Annotated in this window: 21 protein-coding genes; 16 read left to right on the top strand and 5 right to left on the bottom strand. The window is 62.9% G+C overall.

The window, feature by feature from the left end; genetic code table 11:
- Positions 1-34: 34 nt before the first annotated feature.
- The gene (locus HMPREF2942_RS06100) at positions 35-2,179 is read right to left on the bottom strand and encodes a transglycosylase domain-containing protein (protein WP_070688650.1); all 2,145 of its coding nucleotides are present in this window, start codon (positions 2,177-2,179) and stop codon (positions 35-37) included.
- Between the two features lie 166 nt (positions 2,180-2,345).
- Here HMPREF2942_RS06100 and HMPREF2942_RS06095 point away from each other — a divergent pair, with 166 nt between their 5' ends.
- The 3 genes from HMPREF2942_RS06095 to HMPREF2942_RS06085 all read left to right on the top strand — a co-directional run bounded on the left by HMPREF2942_RS06095 (position 2,346) and on the right by HMPREF2942_RS06085 (position 4,385).
- Positions 2,346-2,549 (top strand): DUF4177 domain-containing protein, encoded by a 204-nt coding sequence (locus tag HMPREF2942_RS06095; protein ID WP_005504647.1) that lies wholly within the window; start codon positions 2,346-2,348, stop codon positions 2,547-2,549.
- 185 nt (positions 2,550-2,734) lie between these two features.
- Positions 2,735-3,217 (top strand): RidA family protein, encoded by a 483-nt coding sequence (locus tag HMPREF2942_RS06090; RefSeq protein ID WP_049338331.1) that lies wholly within the window; start codon positions 2,735-2,737, stop codon positions 3,215-3,217.
- Positions 3,210-4,385 (top strand): NUDIX hydrolase, encoded by a 1,176-nt coding sequence (locus tag HMPREF2942_RS06085; RefSeq protein ID WP_070688649.1) that lies wholly within the window; start codon positions 3,210-3,212, stop codon positions 4,383-4,385. Before HMPREF2942_RS06090 ends, HMPREF2942_RS06085 begins: the two co-directional genes overlap by 8 nt.
- Positions 4,386-4,558: 173 nt before the next feature.
- Here HMPREF2942_RS06085 and HMPREF2942_RS06080 read toward each other — a convergent pair whose 3' ends face one another.
- The gene (locus tag HMPREF2942_RS06080) at positions 4,559-5,236 is read right to left on the bottom strand and encodes a Crp/Fnr family transcriptional regulator (protein WP_005504653.1); all 678 of its coding nucleotides are present in this window, start codon (positions 5,234-5,236) and stop codon (positions 4,559-4,561) included.
- Positions 5,237-5,722: 486 nt separating this feature from the next.
- Here HMPREF2942_RS06080 and HMPREF2942_RS06075 point away from each other — a divergent pair, with 486 nt between their 5' ends.
- Positions 5,723-6,901 (top strand): MarP family serine protease, encoded by a 1,179-nt coding sequence (locus tag HMPREF2942_RS06075; protein WP_070688648.1) that lies wholly within the window; start codon positions 5,723-5,725, stop codon positions 6,899-6,901.
- A gap of 90 nt (positions 6,902-6,991) precedes the next feature.
- Here the strand turns inward: HMPREF2942_RS06075 and aroQ are convergent, their stop codons facing one another.
- Positions 6,992-7,432, bottom strand: coding sequence for a type II 3-dehydroquinate dehydratase (aroQ, locus tag HMPREF2942_RS06070; protein ID WP_005504658.1), 441 nt, complete (start codon positions 7,430-7,432; stop codon positions 6,992-6,994).
- A gap of 131 nt (positions 7,433-7,563) precedes the next feature.
- On the opposite strand from aroQ, the gene nth reads away from it, so the two are divergent.
- Together nth and HMPREF2942_RS06060 are read left to right on the top strand one after the other, a co-directional pair.
- Positions 7,564-8,499, top strand: a complete 936-nt coding sequence (nth, locus tag HMPREF2942_RS06065; protein ID WP_070688647.1) for an endonuclease III — start codon at positions 7,564-7,566, stop codon at positions 8,497-8,499.
- A 50-nt stretch (positions 8,500-8,549) separates the two neighbouring features.
- Entirely contained in the window at positions 8,550-9,335 is a 786-nt protein-coding gene (locus tag HMPREF2942_RS06060) for an NUDIX hydrolase (RefSeq protein WP_049338328.1), read from the top strand.
- Between the two features lie 138 nt (positions 9,336-9,473).
- On the opposite strand, the gene HMPREF2942_RS06055 is transcribed toward HMPREF2942_RS06060, so the two are convergent.
- Positions 9,474-11,471 (bottom strand): bifunctional 3'-5' exonuclease/DNA polymerase, encoded by a 1,998-nt coding sequence (locus tag HMPREF2942_RS06055; RefSeq protein WP_070688646.1) that lies wholly within the window; start codon positions 11,469-11,471, stop codon positions 9,474-9,476.
- Positions 11,472-11,679: 208 nt separating this feature from the next.
- Between HMPREF2942_RS06055 and HMPREF2942_RS06050 the strand changes: the two genes are divergently transcribed.
- From HMPREF2942_RS06050 to HMPREF2942_RS06030, 5 genes are all read left to right on the top strand, one after another.
- On the top strand, positions 11,680-13,299 hold the full coding sequence (locus HMPREF2942_RS06050; RefSeq protein WP_246824377.1) for a TadA family conjugal transfer-associated ATPase: 1,620 nt from the start codon (positions 11,680-11,682) through the stop codon (positions 13,297-13,299).
- 41 nt (positions 13,300-13,340) lie between these two features.
- A complete protein-coding gene (locus tag HMPREF2942_RS06045) occupies positions 13,341-14,594 on the top strand; it encodes a type II secretion system F family protein (RefSeq protein ID WP_070688644.1) in 1,254 nt (417 codons plus the stop codon).
- Positions 14,595-14,723: 129 nt separating this feature from the next.
- Positions 14,724-15,365: a DUF4244 domain-containing protein gene (locus tag HMPREF2942_RS06040; RefSeq protein ID WP_070633726.1), complete on the top strand. Its 642-nt coding sequence runs from the start codon at positions 14,724-14,726 to the stop codon at positions 15,363-15,365.
- Positions 15,366-15,553: 188 nt separating this feature from the next.
- Positions 15,554-15,964, top strand: coding sequence for a TadE family type IV pilus minor pilin (locus HMPREF2942_RS06035; protein WP_246824376.1), 411 nt, complete (start codon positions 15,554-15,556; stop codon positions 15,962-15,964).
- Positions 15,951-16,523, top strand: coding sequence for an Rv3654c family TadE-like protein (locus tag HMPREF2942_RS06030; protein WP_246824374.1), 573 nt, complete (start codon positions 15,951-15,953; stop codon positions 16,521-16,523). Before HMPREF2942_RS06035 ends, HMPREF2942_RS06030 begins: the two co-directional genes overlap by 14 nt.
- Before the next feature lie 39 nt (positions 16,524-16,562).
- Here the strand turns inward: HMPREF2942_RS06030 and HMPREF2942_RS06025 are convergent, their stop codons facing one another.
- Positions 16,563-19,304, bottom strand: coding sequence for a DEAD/DEAH box helicase (locus tag HMPREF2942_RS06025; protein WP_070688641.1), 2,742 nt, complete (start codon positions 19,302-19,304; stop codon positions 16,563-16,565).
- 211 nt (positions 19,305-19,515) lie between these two features.
- Here HMPREF2942_RS06025 and HMPREF2942_RS06020 point away from each other — a divergent pair, with 211 nt between their 5' ends.
- The 5 genes from HMPREF2942_RS06020 to HMPREF2942_RS06000 all read left to right on the top strand — a co-directional run bounded on the left by HMPREF2942_RS06020 (position 19,516) and on the right by HMPREF2942_RS06000 (position 23,528).
- Complete coding sequence (locus tag HMPREF2942_RS06020; RefSeq protein WP_005504694.1) at positions 19,516-20,427, top strand: oxygen-dependent tRNA uridine(34) hydroxylase TrhO; 912 nt, start codon at positions 19,516-19,518, stop codon at positions 20,425-20,427.
- On the top strand, positions 20,427-20,924 hold the full coding sequence (locus HMPREF2942_RS06015) for a GyrI-like domain-containing protein (protein ID WP_049357227.1): 498 nt from the start codon (positions 20,427-20,429) through the stop codon (positions 20,922-20,924). The genes HMPREF2942_RS06020 and HMPREF2942_RS06015 overlap by 1 nt, the downstream gene beginning before the upstream one ends.
- Positions 20,925-21,237: 313 nt before the next feature.
- Positions 21,238-22,326: an LLM class flavin-dependent oxidoreductase gene (locus tag HMPREF2942_RS06010; RefSeq protein WP_070677511.1), complete on the top strand. Its 1,089-nt coding sequence runs from the start codon at positions 21,238-21,240 to the stop codon at positions 22,324-22,326.
- A 195-nt stretch (positions 22,327-22,521) separates the two neighbouring features.
- A complete protein-coding gene (locus HMPREF2942_RS06005) occupies positions 22,522-22,881 on the top strand; it encodes a Cd(II)/Pb(II)-sensing metalloregulatory transcriptional regulator CmtR (protein ID WP_005504697.1) in 360 nt (119 codons plus the stop codon).
- Entirely contained in the window at positions 22,878-23,528 is a 651-nt protein-coding gene (locus tag HMPREF2942_RS06000) for a cation diffusion facilitator family transporter (RefSeq protein ID WP_005508275.1), read from the top strand. Before HMPREF2942_RS06005 ends, HMPREF2942_RS06000 begins: the two co-directional genes overlap by 4 nt.
- Positions 23,529-23,600 lie beyond the last annotated feature (72 nt).

The following is a 23,600-nucleotide window of genomic DNA, read 5'->3' as shown; positions in this document are numbered from 1 at the left end:
TCGCCTTTCAGGCTTCAGCTGATGAGCTGTGATTCTAGCTGTACGACAGAATCTTATCGCTGGGGGTGGTGAAGTCCTTCGTGTTGTACTTCGGAGCCATCGTCTTCATGAACGACTGCCACTGTGCACCCGCGTAGGTTGCACCATCGACGTACTCGAGGACTCGACCGTTAATGCCCACACCGTTCAGGGAACGGAAGCCGAGGTTGTTAGAACCAACCCAAGACGCGGTGGACAGGCCACGAGTGTAGCCAACCTGCCAGGTCTGGGAGGAGTTATCGTTCGTACCGGTCTTCGCAGCCGAACCGTTCGGCAGACCAATACCGCGCTGAGAAGCGGAACCGCCAGGCTGGATAACGCCCTTCAGAACCCAGCTGACACCGTTCGCGATGTCCGGATCCAGAACCTGCTCACACTGGTTCTGGTATTCCTTCATGGTTTCACCGTTGGTCTTGGTGATCTTCTCGATGGGGCGCGGGGTGCAGTACTTACCCTCAGAAGCGAAGATAGCGTACATGGATGCGCTGGTCAGCGGGGAGATACCGTACTTGGTACCACCAATGTTGGTACCCAGGTCGGGGATGCTGTGCAGCGGTTCGCCGGTACCGTCCAGGGCGTGCATCTTGATGGACAGGTCGTGCACATCGCACAGGTCAATCTGGGAGAGCATGCCGTACAGGTACGAGTTCAACGACTGGCGAATACCGTACGCAGCGGTACCGTAGGTCAGGCCGCCGTTGACTGCGTTCTTGTAGGACCAGCCGTTCGGCTGACCGGTGTAGTAGTACTTACCGCCGTCGTAGCACTTGGCGTTCCAACCGAAGCTGGTGGGCCAGAACAGCTGGGTACCGTTCACGGTAGCGTTAGCGCCGCGGCCACTGATGAGCCACTGTGCCAGAATAATCGGCTTGAACGTCGAACCGGGCTGGAAGCCGCTGGTACCACCGTAGATGGCGTCAACGTTGTAGTTGTACTCGGTCTTGGAGTGGTCGTTTGCGTCAGCCGGGGTGCCGAGCTCAGTGTTCTGTGCCATCGCGATGACGCGACCGGTACCGGGCTCAACACTGGTCAGAGCGGAGTTCACGTCGTTCCAGTTGGTTGCTGCCGGCTGGGTGGAGTCAACTGCCTGCTTAGCCGCGGTCTGAGCCTCGGGGTTGAGGGTGGTCACAATCTTCAGGCCGCCACGCTTGATAGCGGTGTTACGCAGCTCAGCGGTTGCGCCGAGGGACTCATCCTGCAGCAGGTAGTTGACCACGTAACGGCAGAAGAATGCCTTGTCGCCTGCCAGGGAGCAACCCTGGGACTTGGTGTGGACGTTGAGCTTAATATCGCTGGCGATAGCGTCGCTGTATTCCTTATCGGTAATCTTGCCGTCGCGGAGCATAGTGCCCAGAACGATGTCGCGGCGTTCACGGGCGAGTTCGGGGTTCACGGTCGGATCGTACACGTTAGGTGCCTGCACCAGACCGGCAAGAAGCGCGGACTGTGCCACGTTCAGGTCCTTAGCGGAAATACCCCAGTAGTACTGTGCAGCAGCCTCAACACCGTAGTTCGAACCACCAAGGTTCACGATGTTCAGGTAGCCTTCAAGGATTTCGTCCTTGGACTTGTTCTGCTCCATAGAAATCGCAAGCTTCATCTCGCGAATCTTTGCAGCGTACGTCTTGTTACCGTTCAGGGTTGCGGTAGCGTCCTCACCACGAGCCACAGCGGAGTCAACAATGAGGTTGTTAACGTACTGCTGGGTCAGGGTAGATGCACCCTGGCGGCGGCCGCTGTTGGAGTTAATGATGTTGTTCAAGAACGCACGACCGATACCGATAGCGGAGACAGCACCGTGGTTGTAGAAGTCACGGTCCTCCACCGAGACGATAGCGTTCTTCATGTGCTGAGAAATCTGATCCAGCTTGACCGGTTCACGGTTCTCTTCGAAGAAGGTCGCAATTTCGGTCTTGCCGTCAGCAGCGTAAATAGTAGAAGGACGGGAGGAGATGCCATCGGCAATGTCGTTAGGAAGGTCCTGGAACCATGACATCGACGCGTTCGTGACCATACCCAAGCTCACGGCAGGGGGTACGACAATAATTGCCGCGAGGAAACCGGCAATCACGCTGAACGCGAGGAACTGCAAAAAATCTCCCGGGCGGCGACGCGCACGGGTTTTCTTAGATGAAGCCATTCATTCAGTTTATCCCATGAAGCTGTGAGAGAAGGCCCGTCTCGCCACCCCACAGGGAGGTGGGCGCCTCAGCCCTGAGAATAAAGCCCCAAAAAGCCCCGGACATTGACCGAAACCATAGTGAATCCCTTTTACTTATTCGACCCTGAAAGCTAGGCTAGAGGGTATGAAGAAATGGGAATACGCAACTGTACCGCTGATGATCCACACGACCAAGGCAATCCTCGATAACTGGGGTGAAGATGGCTGGGAGCTCGTCACCGTGCTGCCCGGTGCCTCCGCACCTGCCGGTGCAACCCCCGCATCGAACATGGTCGCTCCGACTCAGGGCAACCCCATCGCCTACTTTAAGCGCGAGAAGGCTGACTAAGAGCAGCGTACCCGGCGGTCACCTCGCTATCCCGGCTCTCCTTTAACTAGGGGAGCGCGGGAATAGATGAGGAAGGCCGCCGGTTAGCCGTTTAACAGCTGCCTGAATATCAGTAGCGTTTAGATTTACGGCATTTCCCCTATCACCGTTTGGGTGCCATCACCCGCCATCCTTCTGGAGTAATCATGACTGAATCCCGTATTGAAGCACGTATCCGCGAACTCGGTTACGAACTGCCCGTAGCACCCGCCCCCGTTGCAGCCTACGTTCCGGCTGTTACGTCCGGCTCCTACGTGTACACCTCCGGTCAGCTGCCCTTCGTTGACGGCGCGCTGCCCGAAACCGGTAAGGTTTCCGACTCCGGCGCTGAAGGCTTCGTGACCCCCGAGGATGCGAAGAAGTACGCGGGTATCTGCCTGCTCAACGCCCTGGCAGCGGTCAAGTCCGTCATTGGCGACCTGGACCGCGTGCAGCGCGTCGTGAAGGTTGTCGGCTTCGTGGCATCCGAGGTGAACTTCACCGCTCAGCCCGCCGTCATTAACGGCGCATCCGAACTGCTCGGCGAAATCTTCGGTGAGGCAGGCCAGCACGCCCGCTCCGCAGTCGGCGTTCCCGTTCTTCCCCTGGACTCGCCCGTAGAGGTCGAGATCATTGTTGAATATGTCTAATCTGTACACCGGCGCGCTGCCGCTGTCTGCTATTCGTGCTGCCCAGGCTCAGCGGGCAGCACAAAGTGGCGCCCAAAAGACAGTGAACGGTATCGACGGCCACGGATCCGGCGAATCGCAGGATATCAAGACTCTACCCCAGCCGGTGCAGGAACGCCGCTTCGGCACCCCCACCCCGGCTGAGGGCGTGGAGCGCCCCCGCATGTTTACCGGCCGCCAGTCTGTGGCTAACCCGCGAACCTCCTGCATCCAGCGTCTCTACACGATTCCCGAGTTCATGCGCACCGCCGCCGAAAGCTGGCGTGAAGGCGGTAACGAAGGTGCGACCGGCTGCACGATGCGCCAGGCGGCATCCGTCATTTTTGTGCGCGACGGCGACAACGGCCTCGAAACGATTCTGACCTACCGCCCCGGCACCTCCCCGCTCGGCGTGGTCGCGTTCCCCGGCGGCACGGCTCTTCCCGGTGATGATGAGTCTGCATCCTGGATCGGCCCCGGCGCCGAATACTGGGAAGAACAGTTCCACTTCTCTGATATCGCTCAGGCACGCCGTAGCGTCATGGCTGCCGTGCGTGAATCCTTCGAAGAGACCGGCATTCTGCTCGCTGGCGAGGACGATCAGGACGTGGTGGAACGATCCAGCACCCCCGAGCTCATGGCGTGGCGTGAAGCGGTTGCCGAGCAGGACAAGAGCTTCTCTAATTTCTTGACCTCCAGTGGTCTGAGCGTGCGTGCCGACCTGTTGCGCCCGGTCGCGCGTTGGCAGTCCCCGGACTTCTTCCTCAAGCGTTACGATATCGCCTACTTCACCACGGCGTTGCCCGTCGGTCAGGACCCGAAGCTGCTGCTCGGTAAGGGCGTGTGGGGTGACTGGCTGAACGTGCGTGAACTGCTCGAAGCCAAGGACACAAGCGAACTAGGCGACCGCATCGGCCAGCCCAACACGGTGGGACGCACCCTCGACCAGCTCATTACCCCCGGTGTGATGTGCATGCTCGAATCGCTGGCGAAGGCTCAGACCTCCGTGGCGTGGCTGTCCAAGCGCCGTAATATTGAGGTGAAGAAGCCCGTGCTCGTCACCCACAACGGTGCGTGCATGCTCTCCTTCACCGAGGTGGTTCCGGCTACCACCGGTTCCATCTACACCGGCGCGATGGGTGTGCTCTAACAGGTTTGCTCCAACAGGCCTGTTCTAATGAGCTACCGCAATGCTCGCTCGTATGATGAAGCGTTAAATAGATTAGGAGCCGTTTCCCCATGCAGAGGGAAACGGCTCCTGATCTATTTAAGTCGCGTGTCTTTCAGCGAGGGCGCCCTAGAATGCCCATGCTCAAAGAGGCTTTAGCGGGAACGCTGGCGCAGGCGGGGCAGGTCCAGAATGACAACTGCGCGTGCCTCCAGGCGGATCCAGCCGCGGGAAACGAACTCGGCAAGAGCCTTGTTCACGGTCTCGCGGGATGCACCAACCAGCTGTGCCAGCTCTTCCTGAGTCAGCTCGTGAGCAACGAGCACACCGTCGGTTGCGGGGCGGCCGAAGCGGTCAGCCAGGTCCAGCAACGCCTTAGCGAGGCGGCCGGGAACGTCGGAGAAGACCAAATCAGCCAGTGCCTCGTTAGCGTGGCGCAGGCGGCGAGCCAGAGTCTTAATAACCTGATCGGAGATCGAAGGATCCAGCTGCTGTGCGCGCTTGAAGGACTCGTGCTTAATGGCAGCCAAGCGGGTCTCAGAAACAGCCACAGCGTTGGTCGAACGGGGCGAGGGGTCGAAGAGAGCCATCTCGCCGAAAACATCACCGGGACCCATAATCGCGACCATGTTCTCGCGGCCGTCAGCGGCGGTACGGCCCAGCTTGACCTTACCGGAGAGCACAGCGAAGAGCTGGTCGTCCTGGTCACCCTCGTAGAAAAGGACAGCGTTGCGGGAGAGGTCAATCTCCTGAATGTCATCGGTCAGCAGAGCGAAAGCTGCGTCGTCGAGGTTAGCAAAGAGAGGGGTACGACGGAGGATCTCGAGATCCATAAAGTTCTCCTAGATATGAGGTGATGAGCCGAAACTCGTAAATGTTCAGTGAGTGAGCCCGAACCGGTGCCATGCGTCTCAACATCTGAAATGTGAGAAGGCTCAAGCTAGTGTGACATATTCAACTGATATGAGCGTACCCTAAAAAAGCGCTTTATGCATTCCGATAGGGCGAGCTTTACAGCAAAAGTTATTTCTTCCGAGAAAATTCAAAGCTTACCCACAGGTTCAGCACCTAATATCAGGCATTCAGGTGTGTACTTTTTTCGGTACCAAGCACGCAGACACCCTCATGACAAGGAGGCCCCCGCCTCCACACACGGTACGATGCGACGAGGCAGAAACCCGAGCCCAAAAACCCCGGGAACACAAGCCCGCCGCACCCACCACTGGGTGTTAACGCGCCGCCACACTCACCGGGCACAGCCCGCACCAACCACATGGGCACACCGTGACCATTTCTACCCACCAAGGAGGCAATTAGTCGTGACGACTGGCATCAACCTGCTTGATATTGCTATCCCCATCATTCTGCTGCTCTACTTCCTCGCCGGAGTCCGCAGCGGATTCTTCACCACCCTCGGAACCTTCCTCGGCCTGGGTCTGGGCGTCTGCGCCGCAGCCTGGCTCGTACCCCTTGCCGTGGCATCCGTAGGAACCCAGTGGAGCCTCATTACCGCCGTCGGTGTGCTCGTCATCTGCCTGACCATCGGACAGTGGCTCGGCCTCGTTGCTGGACGCACCATCCGCCGCGTCACCGATATCACCCCGCTCAAGGGCGTAGAACGCTTCTTCGGTGGCGTGCTGAACCTCGCCGCCTGCGCCCTGGTCATGGTCGTGCTGACCATCTCCATGCGCACCGTACCCATCCCGCAGCTCAACACTGCGCTCAGCGACTCCAAGACCCTCTCCTGGATGGTCGCCTCCACCCCCGAGGTCGTCAAGGACCGCATTAACACGGTACGCAATGACGTGCTCGCCTTCGGAACCATTCCGGAAGTCAGCCAGCTCATCGCCCCCGAAACCAGCGCCCCCACCGAGACCGTAGAATCCGCGGCACTGGACCGGGCGGCTGCCTCCGTGGTTGAGATCCTGGGCGCCGCCGAGCAGTGCGGCTACACCTCCACCGGCTCCGGCTTCGTGGCGGATAACGGCCTGGTCGTCACCAACGCCCACGTGGTCGCCGGCGTGACCTCCCCCGTCGTGCAGGACTCCCGCGGTCGCACCTGGCCCGGCACCGTCGTCTATATGGACACCGAACAGGACATTGCCTTCATCAGCGTTCCCAAGCTGCCGCTCGAACCGCTGACCATCGGCACCAACGCCACCGCAGGTAGCCTCGTAACCTTCATGGGCTACCCCAAGGGCGGCCCGTTCAAGGCACTGCCCGCCACCGTGCAGGGCATCGGCAACACCCAAACCATCGACGCCGACACCGGCCGCGCCAACGCCATGCGCCAGGTCTACCAGCTGGCAGCCGACGTGCAGCACGGCAACTCCGGCGGTCCCGTCCTCGACGAAAACGGCAACGTGGTCGGCGTGATCTTCGGTAGGGCAACCACCGGCCAGACCGGCTACGCCATCACCGCAAGCACCCTCAAGCAGGCACTGGCCGAAGGCGGCGACAACACCGCCGCAGTCTCCACCGGCACCTGCCGCAAGTAACTAGCCGCTAAATAGCGATAAAAGTTCAGGCTCCCCCCTCACACGAGGAACGGGAGCCTGAACTATTTAACGAAAGGTGGCGGCGCGCTGTTACTCCGCGAGGTGCTGTGCCAGGAAATCAACCGCCATGACATAACCGTACGCACCCGCACCGGCAATCACCGCGGTAGCCTGCGGCGACACAAACGAATGATGACGGAACTGCTCACGACGATGCACATTCGACAGATGCACCTCAACCACCGGAAGCTCAGCCGCCTCCAGCGCATCGTGCAGCGCCACCGACGTATGTGTGTACGCCGCCGGGTTGATAATAATCGCCGCGCCACGAGTACGAGCACGCTGAATCTCATCCACCAGCGCACCCTCATGATTCGACTGCATAAACTCAACATCAAAACCATGATCCGCCGCGCGCTCACGCACCATACGCTCAATATCGTGCAGAGTGGTGTAGCCGTACACCTCGGGGCGGCGCTGCCCAAGCAGGTTCAAATTCGGTCCATTAAGCACAAAAATCGTATCTGACATAAAACCAGTGTGGCACAGCTGGCGCCCGCTGAGCGCTAGCCGGCGCGAACTGCCCAGAAAATGATGGGGAGCGGGCCAAGTACGGTGAACCTCGCTACCGCCCACACGCCCAAGCCCGGTACCCTCGCGCTATGACCGAGAACGCCACCCGCACCGAAGTAGAGAACACCGCGGCAGAAAATAACGCGGCTGAGAACAACGCGGCAGAGAACGCCGAATCGCTCCTACAGATCCGATTCGTTCCCGAATTCAAAGCCGCAGCCGCCGCACGCCGCCTCAACGCCCGCGCACCCGAAAGCCACCTCGCCACCGTGCGCCGCGCCCGCAAAATTAACCGCATCCTCGGCGAAACCTACCCCTACGCCGTCGCAGAACTCGACTTTGACAACCCCTTCGAGCTACTCATCGCCACCGTGCTCTCGGCACAAACCACCGACGTGCGCGTCAACTCCGTCACCGGTGCACTCTTCGCACGCTACCCGGACGCCGCCGCGCTCGCCTCCGCACGCACCGAAGAGGTCGAACCCTACATTCAGTCCCTCGGCTTCTACCGCGCCAAGGCACGCTCCATCGTCACCCTCTCCCAGCAGCTTGTCGAACGCCACAACGGGCAGGTACCCTCCACCCTTGAAGAGCTCGTAGAACTCGCCGGAGTCGGTCGCAAAACCGCAAACGTTGTGCTCGGAAACGCCTTCGACGTGCCTGGATTGACCGTAGACACCCACTTCGGACGCCTCGCCCGCCGCTTGGGATTCACCACCGCAGACGCCCCCGAGACGGTCGAAAAAGACGTCGCCGAACTCATCGAACGCAAAGACTGGACGCTCTTCTCACACCGCATGGTCTACCACGGCCGCCGCATCTGCCACGCCAAAAAGCCCGCCTGCGGCGTATGCCCGGTTGCCGACCTCTGCCCGTCCTACGGCGCCGGGGAGACGAACGAACAGGCAGCACGTAAACTCATGAAATACGAAATGGCGCCCGGTCGAGAAGACCTGCACCTGCGATTCCTGCAGGGCGCAACCCGCCGCGAACTCATGGCTGAAGGCTACCCGCTCAGCGCCTAACGGCGACTAAGCCGAACCGGAACGCAGCCGCGCAGAAGAGAGGTACACAGATGAGCGCACCCGAGCAGTCGGTACAACCCGAACAGGCTGGGCAGGATGCACAGCACCCCGCCCAGCAGGCACTGGCGGCTCTCGCAGAGGGCGGCGTGGAATTTGACGTCCAAGCCCTACTGCGCAGCGCACCCGCCAGCCCCCTCAGCAAAGAAGCCGCCGTGCTGATCCTCTTTGGTGTGCTTGACAACTCGCCCTCCACCGGCAAATTTGACGGCTGCCCCGAAAACGTCAGCGCCGACCTGGATGTACTGCTCCTCGTACGTGCCGCAACCCTGCGTTCACACGCCGGTCAGCCCGCCTTCCCCGGCGGCAAAATCGACCCCGAAGACTACGCGCTCGCCGAAACCACCGGCGAACCCGTCGCCCACATCGCCGCCCTGCGCGAGGCGGTCGAAGAAACCGGGCTCGACCCCGCCGGCGTGCAGATCCTAGGCCAGCTGCACACCCTGCCGCTACCCATCAGCAACTTCATGGTCACCCCCGTCATCGGCTGGTGGAACAGCCCCGTACCCGTCGAGGTCGTCGACCACAACGAGTCCGCGCTCATCGCCCGCGTGCCCGTGCGCGACCTGCTCAACCCCGCCAACCGGCACACCGCCTACGTCAAACGCGGCCGCACCTCACACCGCACCCCCGCCTTCGAGGTGCGCATGCTCGGCGGTGAAGAATTCACCGTCTGGGGATTCACCGCAATTCTGCTGGACCGGATCTTCGACTCGCTCGGCTGGACCGTGCCCTGGGATCAGAAAAAGATGCGCCCGGCACCCGGCTACGAGGAGTAAAGCTCATCGCAGAATAAGCGCTTGACTAGCGGATATAGGGTGCAGATAGGGGTGGCAGGTAGCTTGAACGAAGCTACCTGCCACCCCTATTTTTTGTTGTACGGTGCCGCTTATGCGCGGCTGATTATTTACCGCAGATTATTTACCCTCGGCGTAGTTGCGCACCCGCACCACCGACACCGGAAAATCAACCGGCACCCGACCGAAGAGCAGACGCGCCGCCTCCGCAGCGCCCTCACGCACGATACGCTCCACGCGATCCGCCTCCAGGTCGGGACCGCACAGCAGAAGCTCATCGTGCAAAAAATACACAATGCGGGTGCGCATCGGCATACCAAAAATCCGCTCCGACAACAGACGAGAACGCACCGCGCCCATCCAACACAGAGCCCACTCCGCCGCCGTACCCTGCACAATAAAATTGCGGGTCATACGCCCGTGCGCACGCGCAGTCGACACCGCACGCGACTCAGCCGCCGGCGAAGACCGATCAGCCACAATCTCACGGAAACGCTCATCCACCGGCGGGGACGTACGACCCAAAAAAGTCGTCACCTGCCCGCCCGCCTCACCAATACGAGCCGCACGCTCCGTAAACTCCATCGCCTGCGGAAAAAGCGCCGCCACATGCGGCAACAGGGCACCAATCTCACCGCTGCGACCGCCATACATAATCGCCAGCATGCCCACCTTCGCGTGGGAACGCTCCGTCAAACCCACACCCTTCAGGCGCGCCAACTCGGCAATACCCGCATACAGGTCAGCGCCACGACCCGCCGAAGCGAGCGCCTCATCACGGCTCAACGCCGCCAGAATACGCGGCTCAATCTGCGATCCATCCGTCACCGTCAGCACCTGACCCTCCGGCGCCTGCACCGCCTGACGAATCTCCGCAGGCAGCTGCAACGCACCACCGCCGGAAGCGCCCCAGCGCCCGGTCGCGGCGCCACCCACCTCAAGATGCGGGCGGAACGCCCCCTCAGAAACCCAGGTATCAGCCCACGTCCAGCCGTTAGCAGTCCAAATACGGTACAGCTTCTTATAGCGCAGAATCGGGTCAATCAGCGCCCAACGCTTCTCCCGCTGAGCCGGAATCGCATCCGCCCAACTCTTCAACTCCCACGAACGCGTAGACTTCACCGAAACCCCCGCAGACTGCAGAGCACGCAAAAGATCCTGCGGCGAATCCGGATTCAACGACGGCATAAACAGCATGCGCTGAATCTGCTCCGCCAACTCCTGCATCTTCTGCGGACGCTCCCCAGGCACCGGGCGCGGACCCAACAACTCGCACAGATGCTCATGATGCGCCTGCACATTAAACGGGATGCCGTAATAGCCAATCTCAGCCGCAACCAACGCACCGGCAGACTCAGCCGCCGCCAAAAGACGCAGCCGTTCCGGGTGCCTCGACGCACCGATAGCGCGCGCCTGCGCCAGCCACTCACGCATCAGCACACGCACTACCGGATGCTCCGGAAGCAGGGTCACCGGGCCCGCCGCCAACTGCGGGGCAAAAGGCTCATGAGGCGCCGCTTCAAGGAAATCGGGGGAGGAATCTGCGGGGGACTGGGTGGCGTTGGTAGCGGGCGCACTCAAAAAATCGGCGCCGAACAGCTCCTCCTGACCCTGAATCTGCCGCGCCATCGGCAGATACCCCTGAGGCTCCACCGCCTCACGCACATCAGAAAGATCCAACACCGGGCTGTACTCCACAAAACCGCTCGGATGCGTAGCGGCAGTCACCAAAATTCGCTGCACCAGACGCAAATCATGGCACAGATGCACCCGCACCCCGCGGCGCAGAAGCAACGGGTCAACGTGGCGGGTATCAGCCCAAATCCAGCGGGGGAAACGCGCCTGCGCCGAATCTGCCGCCTGCCGCTCTACCTCTCGCACATACGCCGGAAGATTCGCCGCACTCACCCGATCCGCGCGCGTAATCCGCGGAATAAAGGTCGGGTCCTGCAACTGCTCAGCGGTTGGCGCCGAAAAATGAAAAGCACCCCACGAGGTCACCGGCTGAGCACCGCGCGAGGACGCACCCGCGGCAATAGCCGAGGTGACCGGGTGCGCGGGGGTGCCGGTCTGGGCGGTAATACCCGCGCCGGTGGCAGGACTGAGCAGAACGTACATTCTTCCATTATCGAGGATGTGTCGGTAGAACGGGTGGTGCGTGGTTATCACCAGAATGTACGAGTGGTTTGTCATAAAAGCGCCGGATGCGTGCGTTTTGTTCGTTTGAGGTGCGTGCATCGTGGATATTTCGGGGTGCGCGAGGAGTTATCCACAGAACGCTCATTCTCATAAAAATTCGGGGCGGGCGCAATGCTCTCCTAGAGCCATGAACCCCTCCAACAATCCCGCCGAGCACGCAGTCAGCCACACCGCAAACCCTAACGGCTACCCGACCCGCACTGCGCAGAGCCCAACCGCGCAGAGCCCAACCGCGTATGCGCCGGACACCCGCGCGCACTCGTTGCCCGCTCTGCTCATTCCCGAAGACTATCGCGCCCGCGCCGTTGCCCTGCACGCCCGCGAACTGATTCTGCGCTCGCCGCAGATGAGCACTATCGCCCTGGGTGGTTTTAGTGGCGGATTCGGTGGTGAGCTTAGCGGCGGATTTAGTGCCGGGGTCGAAAAGACGGTCGAGAAGGCAGGGGAGCGGCCGCCCGCAGAGGGCGTGGTTGCCGCGGGCAGTGCAAACGCTGCGAGTGCCGCGGGCGGTGGGCTACTCCAAGAATCCCAGCCCCTCCGCGAGATTCTCGAAAACGCCGTGGACGAGGCAATCTGCTCCATCGACGGCGGACACCTGGGGAACACTCGGAGGAACGCCTGGGGGAACGCGAGCGCAGAAGGAACGGGCGCAGACGGAACTAATGTGACGAAGCCCCGAAAATTCCGTGTCAAAACTGCACCGCCCGCGCCCGCCTCCTGGAGCTACCCCAGCGTGGAATACGTGCCCGTCAACCGGCAGACCGCGCTGCGCTACCTCGCCGCGGAACTCTACGGCCTCGGCGCCCTCGATCTGCTCCTCGATGAGGGGCAACGCGCCGGAACCATCACCGACATCTACGTGAATTCGCCCTGCGATATCTGGGTAGGCATCAACGGAACCACCCGCCCCGCGGCGCTGAGCCTCGGCAATGAGCGGCGCGTGCGTGACCTTGCCGAGCGGCTCATCCGCAGGCACGGCGGGCAGCTGGATGCCGCGCATCCGGCGGCTGACATTAGCGACGAGCACGGCAGGCGCATCCACGCGATTATCCCGCCGCTGAGCGAACGCACCCGGCTCTCCGTGCGCCTCCCCGCCCGCGAGCGCCCCACCCTGGCGCAGCTGCAGACGGCTGGGCTGTGCGATGAGGCGACCGCCGCCTACCTGCGCCGCATGATTGCCGAACGCCGCGGATTCCTCATTAGCGGCGGTACCGGCACCGGCAAAACCACCCTGCTCAACGCCCTGCTGGGGCTGTGCACGCCGCAGGAGCGCCTCATTCTGCTCGAAGACACCCCGGAACTCGCGCCGCAGCATGAGCAGGTTATTACCCTCAAAACCCGTGCCGCCAACTCCGAAGGTACCGGCGAAATCGGGCTGGGTGAGCTGATTGTGCAGGCGCTGCGCATGGGCCCGGATCGGCTCGTGGTCGGTGAGTGCCGCGGTGCGGAGGTGGTGCACCTGCTGACCGCCATGAACACCGGTCACCGCGGCGCCGGAACAACCCTGCACGCCAATAGTGCGCACGCGGTCCCCCTGCGTTTGTGCGCCCTGGGTGCGCTCGCCGGACTGGATAGTAGAACGGTCGCTCTACATACGGCGACAGCTTTTGAACGCATTATCCATCTGGAACACCGGGACGGACGCCGCCGCATCGAAGGCATCTACAGCCTGCACCCCGCAGTTGAGGGGAGCGAAGAGTACCTGCAGGTCAGGCGTATTTCTGTGGGCTCCGAAGTTGGGTACTAGCCCCCGAAATGGGGGAAGCAGAAAACGTGAAAGGAGGAACCATGAAAAGGGAAGAAACGAGTCGAGGAAGCCTTCGCGAACGCTGGGCTGAGCACCTCGCCGGAGCAGCCAGCGCCGAGGAAATGCGCATGTGGCCGCTCATGCTACGCACCCTCGCCCTGAACCTGCGCGCCGGCATTCCCCTGCAGGAAGCGGTGCACGCCGACCCTGGCACCGGGCAGTTTGCACAGTTCGGGCAAAACGAACCGGTGCCGGATGCGGGGAAAATGCACGCGAAGAAAATAACAGCCCGGAAAAGCGCTGGGAAAAGCGCCCAAGCTCGACGGGCACGAGGCTTCTCGCCCCTTTCCGAAGAGTACGGTCAGAAACGATGCGCCGAAGATATTCGCCGCTTCACACAGGCTCTCGCCACGGTTACCTCCTGGGGTGTACCCGCGCACCTCGCCTGCGCGCAACTGCTCGAAAGCAGCACCCGGATGCGCCCGCACAGCCGCGAGCGCCTGCACGACCTGCAGCTGAGCCTGCGGATGAGTGAGAGCGCCGGCGCGCCGCTCGCCACGAGCCTGGAACGCGCCGCAGAACACGCCGAAGAACGCATCGACGCGCTCCTGGGGCGGCAGAGCGCCCTTGCCGCGCCGCGTGCCACTGGCAGGATTCTCTCCTGGCTGCCGCTACTCGGCCTGGGGTTGGGTGTGCTCATGGGAAGTGACCCCGTGGGCGTGCTGACCGGCTCCATCCTCGGGGCGCTTACCGGTTTGTTCGGGCTGGGGCTCGCCTTCGCCGGGCGCCGCTGGACCGCCGCGCTCGTGCATCGGGCGGAGGTGGAGAGCACACGAGCTGGGCATACAGGAGGCGAGCAGGCCTTGAATGCACCGACTGTTGATACCGCCCTCGTGCTGGAACTACTCGCCGCGCAGTTGAGAGCCGGGCTTGCACCGCTCGCCGCCTTGGGTACCCTCTCTGAGGCGCTCAACAGCCGAGCGTTGCATACGGTCTGCCAGCGCCTACAGATGGGCAGTAGCTGGGGGAGCGCCTGGTCGGGCTCCGCTGCGGGAACCTTCGGTGAGCTGCGGGACGCGCTCGCTCCCGCCTACACGGGTGGCGCACCCAGCACTGCGCTGCTGCTCTCCCTTGCCGATGCGCACCGCCTCAGCGAGCGCCGCGCGGCAGAACGCGCCGCCGGAAAGCTCTCCGTAGCGCTCGTGGTACCCCTCGGGCTGTGCTCGCTGCCCGCCTTTATCTGCTTGGGTATTGTGCCCATCATCATTTCGCTACTACCCACGCTGACCGGCTAAAGAACCATGCGCATAAGCGCTGTTGACCAGCTGAAATGCCGAAAAGTTTAGACCCTCGCCCATCTGCAGCGAACGCGGATGAGCACCCACCCCGCCCCGAATGAACGGGGCACAACGAAAGGAAAACCAATGACGAACACCCTCTGCGAAGCAATCCGCCACGACCTGCACCCCGTCGGCGCTCCGGTAAACGCCCCGGCCGGTGCTCCGAGCGAAATTCAGCCCGCCGCGCTCGGTGCCGTGCAGGGCGCTGAAACGCAGACCATTCTGGGCCCCGTGCCGCTGTCCGTTGCCATCGCAACCACCATGAAGCAGCTGCGCGAAGAATGCCCCGAACTCTTTACTGATGCTGAGCTTTCCGCCGGCGCTGAGCAGAAGCATGCCGGCCCCAGGATTGACCCTAACGAAATGGAGATTGATATGAACACGGACCGTCTGAACCCCGACCAGGCGCTGACCATTGCCCGCGCGCTCGCCGAGGGCTGCACCCTGGACGAATGCGGCGCTACCTGCCGCAGCCTGGGTGAGCACGCGCCCGGCTGCACCGAATATGTACCCGCTGAGGGGCACGAAAAGGCGCTCGAAGACTACGCCCCCGCGGGTGACCCGGAGGAAGGCGCCTCCACCGCGGAGTACGGCATTGTGATGCTCGCGGCGGTCGGTTTCGCGGGTCTGCTGGTGCTGATTCTCAAGTCGGATGAGGTGCGTTCCATGCTCCTGGATATTGTGCGTAACGCCCTGTCGATTGCGGGCAATACGGGGCTGCTCTAGAACCTTTGGTGAACCCGCGTAGGGTTTGCTTCTAGGTATTGGAAGTCCTGGAAAATCAAGTCAGAAAGGAGGAATAAAGAATGAATGCTCATGTGAATTTGGGTGCTTTGCGGTGCGCTCGTCTCGCAGGAAAAGTCGGGGCGGAACCGGCACCCTCAACCCCGCACAAGAGCCCAGCAGAAGAGGGTGTGATTACCGCCGAGTTTGCGGTCGCCCTACCCGCCGTGACGGTGGTGCTCGCCCTCTGCCTGGGTGCCGCCTCTACGGGGGTTGCGCAGCTGAAAGTGGAGGAGTCCGCGCGAACGGCCGCACGAGCCGCCGCCCGCGGGGATTCCGAGGCGCAGATTCGCTCCGCCGTCAGCCGCATCGACCCGGTGCAGAGCGTGCAGATTTCTGTTTCTCCTGATGCTGTCGCTTCTGATGGTGCGGTCGCCGCGGATGCGGGGCGTGCCCGGGAAGTGCACGTGCGGGTGAGTCGCCTCGCCCCCGGCGTAATCGGCTCGGCAACCGGCTGGGTGCTGCGGGCGGACGCTCACGCCCGCGTTGAAGGCGGCGGCGAAAACGATGCTGAAAACGGTGCGGGTCATGAGAGCGAGTAGAGCCGCTATGTGCCCCGACCCGAAAACAGCCTCCGAGAATCAACGCCCCGAAGAGGGTAGCGGCACCGTCCTCGCCCTCACCATTATTGCCGCGCTACTGGTGGTGACCGTGGTGATTGCCGGGCTGATCGGGGCGGTGTCCGCGAACCGCAGGGCGTCCGCAGCCGCCGATTTGAGCGCCCTCGCGGCAGCGGACGCCTACCGCGGGCTCACTGAGGGCGACCCGTGCGCGGTCGCGGCGGATCTTGCCGCCCGCCACGGTGCGCACCTGGAATCCTGTACGTTTCCGGATCGACCTGAAACGGTGGAGGTGACGGTCGCCGTCCCCGTCGCAGGGCCCATGGGGATACTGGGCCCGGCGAGGGTGCGTGCCCGCGCCGGGGCTGAACACCCTGAAGAAGAGTACGCCGAAGAAGAGCACGCCGCGGCGGGCAATGCGGAGGAGCTGAACCCCGATGAGGTCGCCGAGCTGGAGGAGGAACTGGGGGTCGAGCAGGACTCGGTATCCGATCCTCCCGAGCCGGAAAGCCCAGCCGAGCTAGAAAAACCCGCCGACTAGGCTATTTGCGCTCGCCGGGAGTTGTCATCCCAGTGCGTTCTATGCCTCCGCCATGCTCCGCAGCATTGCCTGCAGTAGCGCCCGCGCGCCGTGCTTGCTGAGCGGCTCGTTGCGGTTGCCGCATTTGGGTGAGTGCACGCAGGAGGGGCAACCGTTGTCGCATCCGCAGCTTTCGATGGCTTCGAGGGTGGCGCCCAACCACTGCGTAACCGCGTTGAAGCCGCGCTCGCTAATGCCCGCGCCGCCGGGGGCGGCGTCGTAGACGAAAATGGTGGGCCTTCCGGTGTCCACATGAAGCAGTGTGGAGAGCCCGCCCAAGTCCCAGCGGTCGCTGGTGGCGATGAGCGGCAGCAGTCCGATGGCGGCGTGCTCGGCGGCGTGCAGGGTGCCGGGGCCGTCCTCTTCGGTTACGCCCGCGCCGAATAGGTAGCTGGGCTCGAAGGTGAACCAGACCGCCTCGGTCATGAGCACTTCGGGTGGCATGGGTTGCGCCTCTTCGCCCAGGTATTCGCCGCCGTAGACGGAGAATCGCCGGTAGCCGGTGACCTGGTCGGTGACCTGAACCTGCCCGCGGTGCATGGTGAGCGGGGCGAGTTGCTGCGCGTCGGTTTCGGGTGCAGACTCTCCGGGAGCAGGCTCGCCAGGAATAGCAGCTCCAGCTGGCGCACTGTAACTGACCCGCGCACGCTCCACCAGAATACGCACCTCCGTGCTCTCAACGGCGCGCGTGTAGTAGTCCGGGTAGACGCGGCTGAGCAGAATCACGCGCTCGCCCTCGCTGAGGGACTCGACCACGTACTGCGCGTTCTGGTGAATGTAGATCGCGCCCGGGTGCCCCTGGCTCATGGCGTGCGCGGCGTCCATGGTGCCAACCAGGGTGCCGTCTTCGGCGTCGATGAGCTGGTAGGGTCCACCGCCGGTGCCGCGGATATCGACCAGGTCGGCGGCTGATTCGGCATGCGTCCAGTACCAGCCGTCCGGGCGGCGACGCAGGTACCCCTGCTGCACCAGCCGATCCAGCAGCGCGGCGGTATGCGGCCCGAAGAGGCTCAGTTCTTCGGCGCGGATGGGTGCCTCCTGCGCGGCGGCGCACAGCTGCGGTGAGAGAACGTACGGGTTTGTCGGGTCGAAAACGGTCGCCTCAACCTCCTGCCCGAAAATCGCCTCCGGGTGGTGCACCAGGTAGGTGTCGAGCGGGTTGTCGTCGGCAATGAGCACGGCGAGCGCGTCCTGACCGCTTCGACCCGCGCGGCCCACGCGCTGCATGAAGGAGGCACGGGTACCCGGCCAACCCGCCACGAGTACGGCGTCCAGCCCGGAGATGTCGATGCCCAGTTCCAGTGCGGAGGTGCTCGCCAGGCCGAGCAGTTCGCCGTTGCGGAGTTTGCGTTCGAGTTCGCGGCGCTCTTCGGGGGTGTACCCGGCGCGGTATGCGGCGACGCGGTGGGAGAGACCCGCCTCCACCTCGTCGAGGTAGCGTTGGGTTTTCTGAGAGAGGATTTCTACGCTGCGGCGCGAACCGGCGAAAACCAGGGAGCGGGTGCGGGAAAGCACCAGGTCGGTGAGCATTTGCGCGCCCTGCTCCACGGGGGAGACACGGCGCGGCGCCTCCTGCTCAGCCTTCGACTGGACCGCCTGCTGCTGGGTGCTGCGGGCGCCCTTGGCGAGCTGATCGTGCGCCTTGGGCGGCATGAATTCGGGCTCCCAGAGCGCGACGGTGGTTTCACCGCGTGCGGAGGTGGACTCGGTAACGGCGGTGACCGCCTGCTGCGGCACGCCGATGAGCTTGGAGAAAGACTCGACCGGGTTGGAGCTGGTTGCGGAGGCGCCGTAGAACACGGGCACGGTGCGGTAGAGCGCGCAGACGCGGCGCAGGCGGCGCAGCAGGTTGGCGATGTGTGCACCGAAAACGCCGCGGTAGCTGTGTGCCTCGTCGAGCACCACGTAGCGCAGCCCGCGCAGGAAGGATGCCCACTGCCGGTGGTTGCTCAGAATCGAGTAGTTGAGCATGTCCGGGGTGGTGAGGATGAAGTTGGCGTGCTCGCGGATCCAGCGGCGCTCACCGGTCGGGGTGTCGCCGTCGTAGCTTGCCGCGTGCAGTCCGGGCAGGTTGTAGGAGGTGAGGGCGGTGAGCTGGTCGGCGGAGAGTGCTTTCGCAGGGGAAATGTAGAGAACGTTCGCTCTATTATTGAGGTTTTCCACCCCGGAATACGCGGAAGTTAAGCTCACCGGCTCGCCGCAGGATGCGCGGTAGATAGCGTCCAGGGTGGGCATGAGGTAGCTCAGGGTCTTGCCGGAGGCGGTACCCGTCGCCACAATCACGTGCCCGCCGCTGCCGGTGCTCTTCACTGATGCCTCAGCGTACTCAGCTCCGATGCGCCCCGCCTGCCAGCCGTAGCGTGCCGCGCTCGCCGCCAGTGCCGCGTCAAGACCCGCGTGGGCGGCATTTGCCGCCTGCACCTGGTGGGCGTAGGGTTCGGCAATACCGAGCGATTCAAAGGCCTCCACCACGCGCGGATGCAGCCACTGCGGCCACGGCGCGTAGCTCGCCTCCCTAGCGGGAACGGTGTGAATATGGGTCACCTGCTCGGGTAGGGTTCCGGTGCGTTCCGCCTCCGGAAGCAGGGATGCCAGTACCTGCTGTGCGCTCGCGGGCAGTTCGCGGTAGCGCAGTATTTTGGGGCGCGCCGCAGACTGCCCCTGCTCGGACTGAGGGGTGGAGCGTTGCTCGGGGCGCTGGTTGGGGTTCTGCGAGGAGGTGCTGTGCGGCATGGGTTCCATTGTAGAGTGGCGGGCTAAAACCCGACTTGCCGCCGGTCATGCGCCGCGCTCAATCCGCGCCCTGAACCTTCGCGGGCGCGCACCCTGAACTTGCCCCAACCTCGCCTCCGAACCCGCCCCAGCACCGCTCCTGGACCGCCGACCCCGTAGTCAGCGCGCACATATCAAAAAATCTGCATGCTTTAGGCGTATATGACGATAAAATAGTTTCGTGGCTCAAAATAAGATTATTCTGTATTACCAGTTCGCCCCCATCGCCGACCCGCAGGCGGTCATGCTCTGGCAGCGTGCCCTCTGCGAGAAGCTCGGCCTGCGCGGGCGCATCCTCATTTCCAAGCACGGCATTAACGGCACCCTCGGCGGCGAAATCAACGCAGTCAAGGCGTACACCAAGGAAACCCGCAAGTACCCCGGCTTCAAGAACATGGAGTTCAAGTGGTCCGAGGGTGGCGCGGAGGACTTCCCCCGCCTGTCCGTGAAGGCACGCGACGAGATTGTGGCTTTCGGCGCTCCCGACGAGCTGCAGGTGGACGAGAACGGCGTCGTTGGCGGCGGCGTGCACCTGAAGCCTGAAGAGGTCAACAAGCTTGTTGAAGAGCGCGGCGACGAAGTGGTCTTCTTCGACGGCCGTAACGCGTTCGAGGCGAAGATCGGCAAGTTCAAGAACGCTATCGTTCCCGACGTGCGCACCACCCACGACTTCATCCGCGAGATTGAGTCCGGCAAGTACGATCACATTAAGGACAAGCCGGTCGTCACCTACTGCACCGGCGGTATTCGCTGCGAGATTCTCTCCGCGCTCATGAAGAACCGCGGTTTCAAGGAGATCTACCAGATTGACGGCGGTATCGTGCGCTACGGCGAGAAGTACGGCGATAAGGAACTGTGGGAAGGCTCGCTCTACGTCTTCGACAAGCGCATGCACATGGAGTTCACCCCGGACACCGTCACCATCGGCAAGTGCGAACAGTGCGGCGCCCCCTCGAACAAGTTCGAGAACTGCTCCAACGATTCCTGCCGCGAGCTGGTTCTGCTTTGCCCCGAGTGCGCAGCTGATGACGCGAAGCGCCACTGCGTGCCCGAGTGCTCGGTGGACCGCGAAGCAGCTGAGGCGAACGCCTAATGGCAGCCGCTAAGGGCGGTGCGGTTCAGATTTCTGAACCTCGCATTGAGGAGCACCCGGCGATGGTCGTTGCCGGCGTTTCGCAGGTGTTCCCCCTGGATGGCGACTTCTCCTCGCTGTGGGATGAGCTGAATCAGAAGGCGTCCCCGGCGATGCTGGATGTTCTGAAGGTGACCCAGTACCTGGGTGTGTGCACTCAGCCGAACCCGAAGGGTCAGGTCCGCTACACAGCGGGCTTCCTGGTGTCGGAGCCGGCGAGCGCGGCGAAGCTTGGTCTGGGCGTGCTTGAGTTGCCTGCGAGTACCTACGCGGTGGTTGAGGTGACCGGCCCGATTTCGGAGTCCATTCCGGCTGGCTTTGCGAGCTTTGAGGAGGCGTTCTTCGCGAAGAATCCGCAGTACCGCCCGGTGGGTGGCCTTGAGGTGTACGGTCGCGGCGATATGCAGGCGGCTGATTACCGTATGGAGCTGTGGGTTCCGCTGGCGAAGCGTTCCTAATGTAGGTTGTCTCGGTAACTTTGGTTGCTGAGTGGAGAGCCCGGTGGTGCGATGTGTTCGTTCCGCCGGGCTTTTTTGTGCCCTTTTCGGCTGTATTTTGCGCCAGCATTTTGTGGCGGTATGTGTGCCTCGTGCGGGTGAGGCGTGCGGGCGGGTGAGGCGTGCAGGTGGTGTGTGCAGCGAAAGTTGGGGAGGGATGCTCTGTGCGTAATACCCTGAAACAAAATACTTGACATGTAAAGTAATTGGGTTTAGATTTAAAACACTAGCCCGGCACTACAAGAGCCCGAGCGCAACCCGCAAAGGAAAAACCATGAGCACCAACCTGAACAGCACCCCGCAGCTTGACGAGTCTATCCGCATCAGCCACCTCGAGCCCATGCGCGGCGACGAGAAGAAGCTCGGCTTCCTCTCCTTCGGCCACTGGGCTGAGGTCCCCGGCTCCCGCGTACCCTCCGCCGCAGAATCTCTGCACCAGGCAATCGACCTTGCCGTAGGTGCCGAAGACATCGGACTGGACGGCGCGTTCTTCCGCGTGCACCACTTCGACCAGCAGCAGGCAACCCCCTACCCGCTGCTCTCCGCAATCGCCGCCAAGACCGAACGCATCGAGCTGGGTACCGGCGTGATTGACATGCGCTACGAAAACCCGCTCTACATGGCTGAACTTGCCGCCATGGCAGACCTCATTGCGGCGGGCCGACTGCAGCTCGGTGTCTCCCGCGGCTCGCCCGAATCCGTTATCCGCGGCTTTGAGAGCTTCGGCTACTACCCGGCAGAAGGCGAAAACGAGAGCGATATGGCGCGCCGCCACCTCGATATTTTCCTCAAGGCAATTGAGGGTGAGGGCATGGCGCCCAGCGCTCGCGTGGCGGGCAAGTACGCCCCGATTCAGCCGCAGTCGCCGGGTCTGCGCGACCGCATCTGGTGGGGCGCGGGCACCGATAGCACCGCCGTGTGGACCGCGCAGAAGGGTCTGAACCTCATGTCCTCAACCCTGATGCTGGAAGATAAGGGTATTCCCTTCGATCAGCAGCAGGCGCAGCAGATTCGCCTCTTCCGCTCCGAGTGGGTGAAGGCGGGTAATTCGGGTGTTCCGCGTGTTTCGGTGTCCCGCTCGGTGTTGCCCGTTATCGACGAAACCTCGGCGCGCTACTTCGGTCGCCGCGCTTCGGAGGACTCGCAGGATTACACCGGCATTATTGACAACAGCTTCTCCCGTTTTGGTCGCAGCTACATTGGTGATCCGGCGGATATCGCCGAAGAGCTCGCTCGTGATGAGGCGGTTCAGGCGGCAGACACCGTGCTGCTGACGATCCCGAACCAGCTGGGTGTGGACTTCAATCTGAAGATGCTCGACGCAATCGTGAAGGAGATCAAGCCCGCGCTGACCACTAAGTAAAGCCCCTGAGGTGAAGATTCCGCAGAACCTTCTGCGCTAGCAGAGTTTCGCGCCAGCGTGCCGCCGTCGCTTCCGTGATGGGCGGTGGTCGCTGATGAGCGCGAACTCTGCCGCCTCCCGAGGGCAAGGGCGCGGAGCACGTGCGGCAGTCCGCGCAAGTGGACAATTGGTCAGTTATCACTGTATAGTCATCGTATGCTGACTATTGCTTCACACCTCGACGTTATGAACCGGCTCGGCCGCGCCATGGCCGACCCGACACGTTCCCGGATTCTGATGACCCTCCTCAGCGGCCCGAGCTATCCAGCCGTGCTCTCGCGCGAGCTGGAACTGACCCGCTCGAACGTGTCCAACCACCTGACCTGCCTGCGCGATTGCGGAATCGTCGTCGCCGAGCCCGAGGGCCGCCAGACGCGCTACGAGATCGCCGACCCGCACCTCGCCGCGGCACTGACGTCCCTGATTGACGTCACGCTCGCGGTGGACGAGGCCGCGCCGTGCATCGACTCGGAATGCTCGGTGTCGGGCTGCTGTGGAACGGCGGCGGGAGCATGAGCGAGACCCTGACCACCGCGCGCCGCGCGATGCTGCACCGGCGCGTCCGCTTCATCGTTGGCTTCACGATCACGTACAACGTAATCGAGGCAATCGTCGCAGTCTGGGCAGGCGTCCTCGCCTCGTCCGCGGCTCTCATTGGCTTCGGGCTCGACTCGGTTGTTGAGGTACTCTCGGCCGCGGCCGTCACCTGGCAGTTCACCCGCAAGGACCCTGAGCGGTGGGAAACGGTCACCGTCAAGGCCATCGGCATCGCGTTCTTCGCGCTGGCGGCCTACGTCTCAATCGACGCGGTGCTGGCCCTGGTCGGCCAGGAGGGCCCCGACCGCAGCCCGCTGGGTCTCGGTATCACCGCGCTGAGCCTGGTCGTCATGCCTCTGCTGGCGTGGATTGAGGTCCGCACCGGGCGGGAGCTGGGCTCCAAGAGCGTGATGGCCGACGCCAAGCAGCTCATCCTGTGCATCTATCTCTCCGGTGCGGTGTTCATCGGCCTCGTCCTCGACAGCCTGTTCGGCTGGTGGTGGGCTGACTCGGTCGCGGCGCTGGTCGTGGCGGTGCTCGCGGTGCGCGAAGGCCTGGAGGCCTGGCGCGGCGACGTCGAGTCGCCGTTCGAAGTGCTAGAGGACCTCGAAGACGAGGACGACTGACCCGTCACCCGACGATGAAGAGCCAGTGCTGCAACCCAGACATGCGCTACGAAAACCCGCTCTACATGGCTG

It is taken from the genome of Rothia sp. HMSC071C12, from assembly GCF_001813895.1.
Lineage (GTDB): Bacteria > Actinomycetota > Actinomycetes > Actinomycetales > Micrococcaceae > Rothia > Rothia mucilaginosa.
This window is presented reverse-complemented; position numbering and strand designations above follow the sequence as displayed.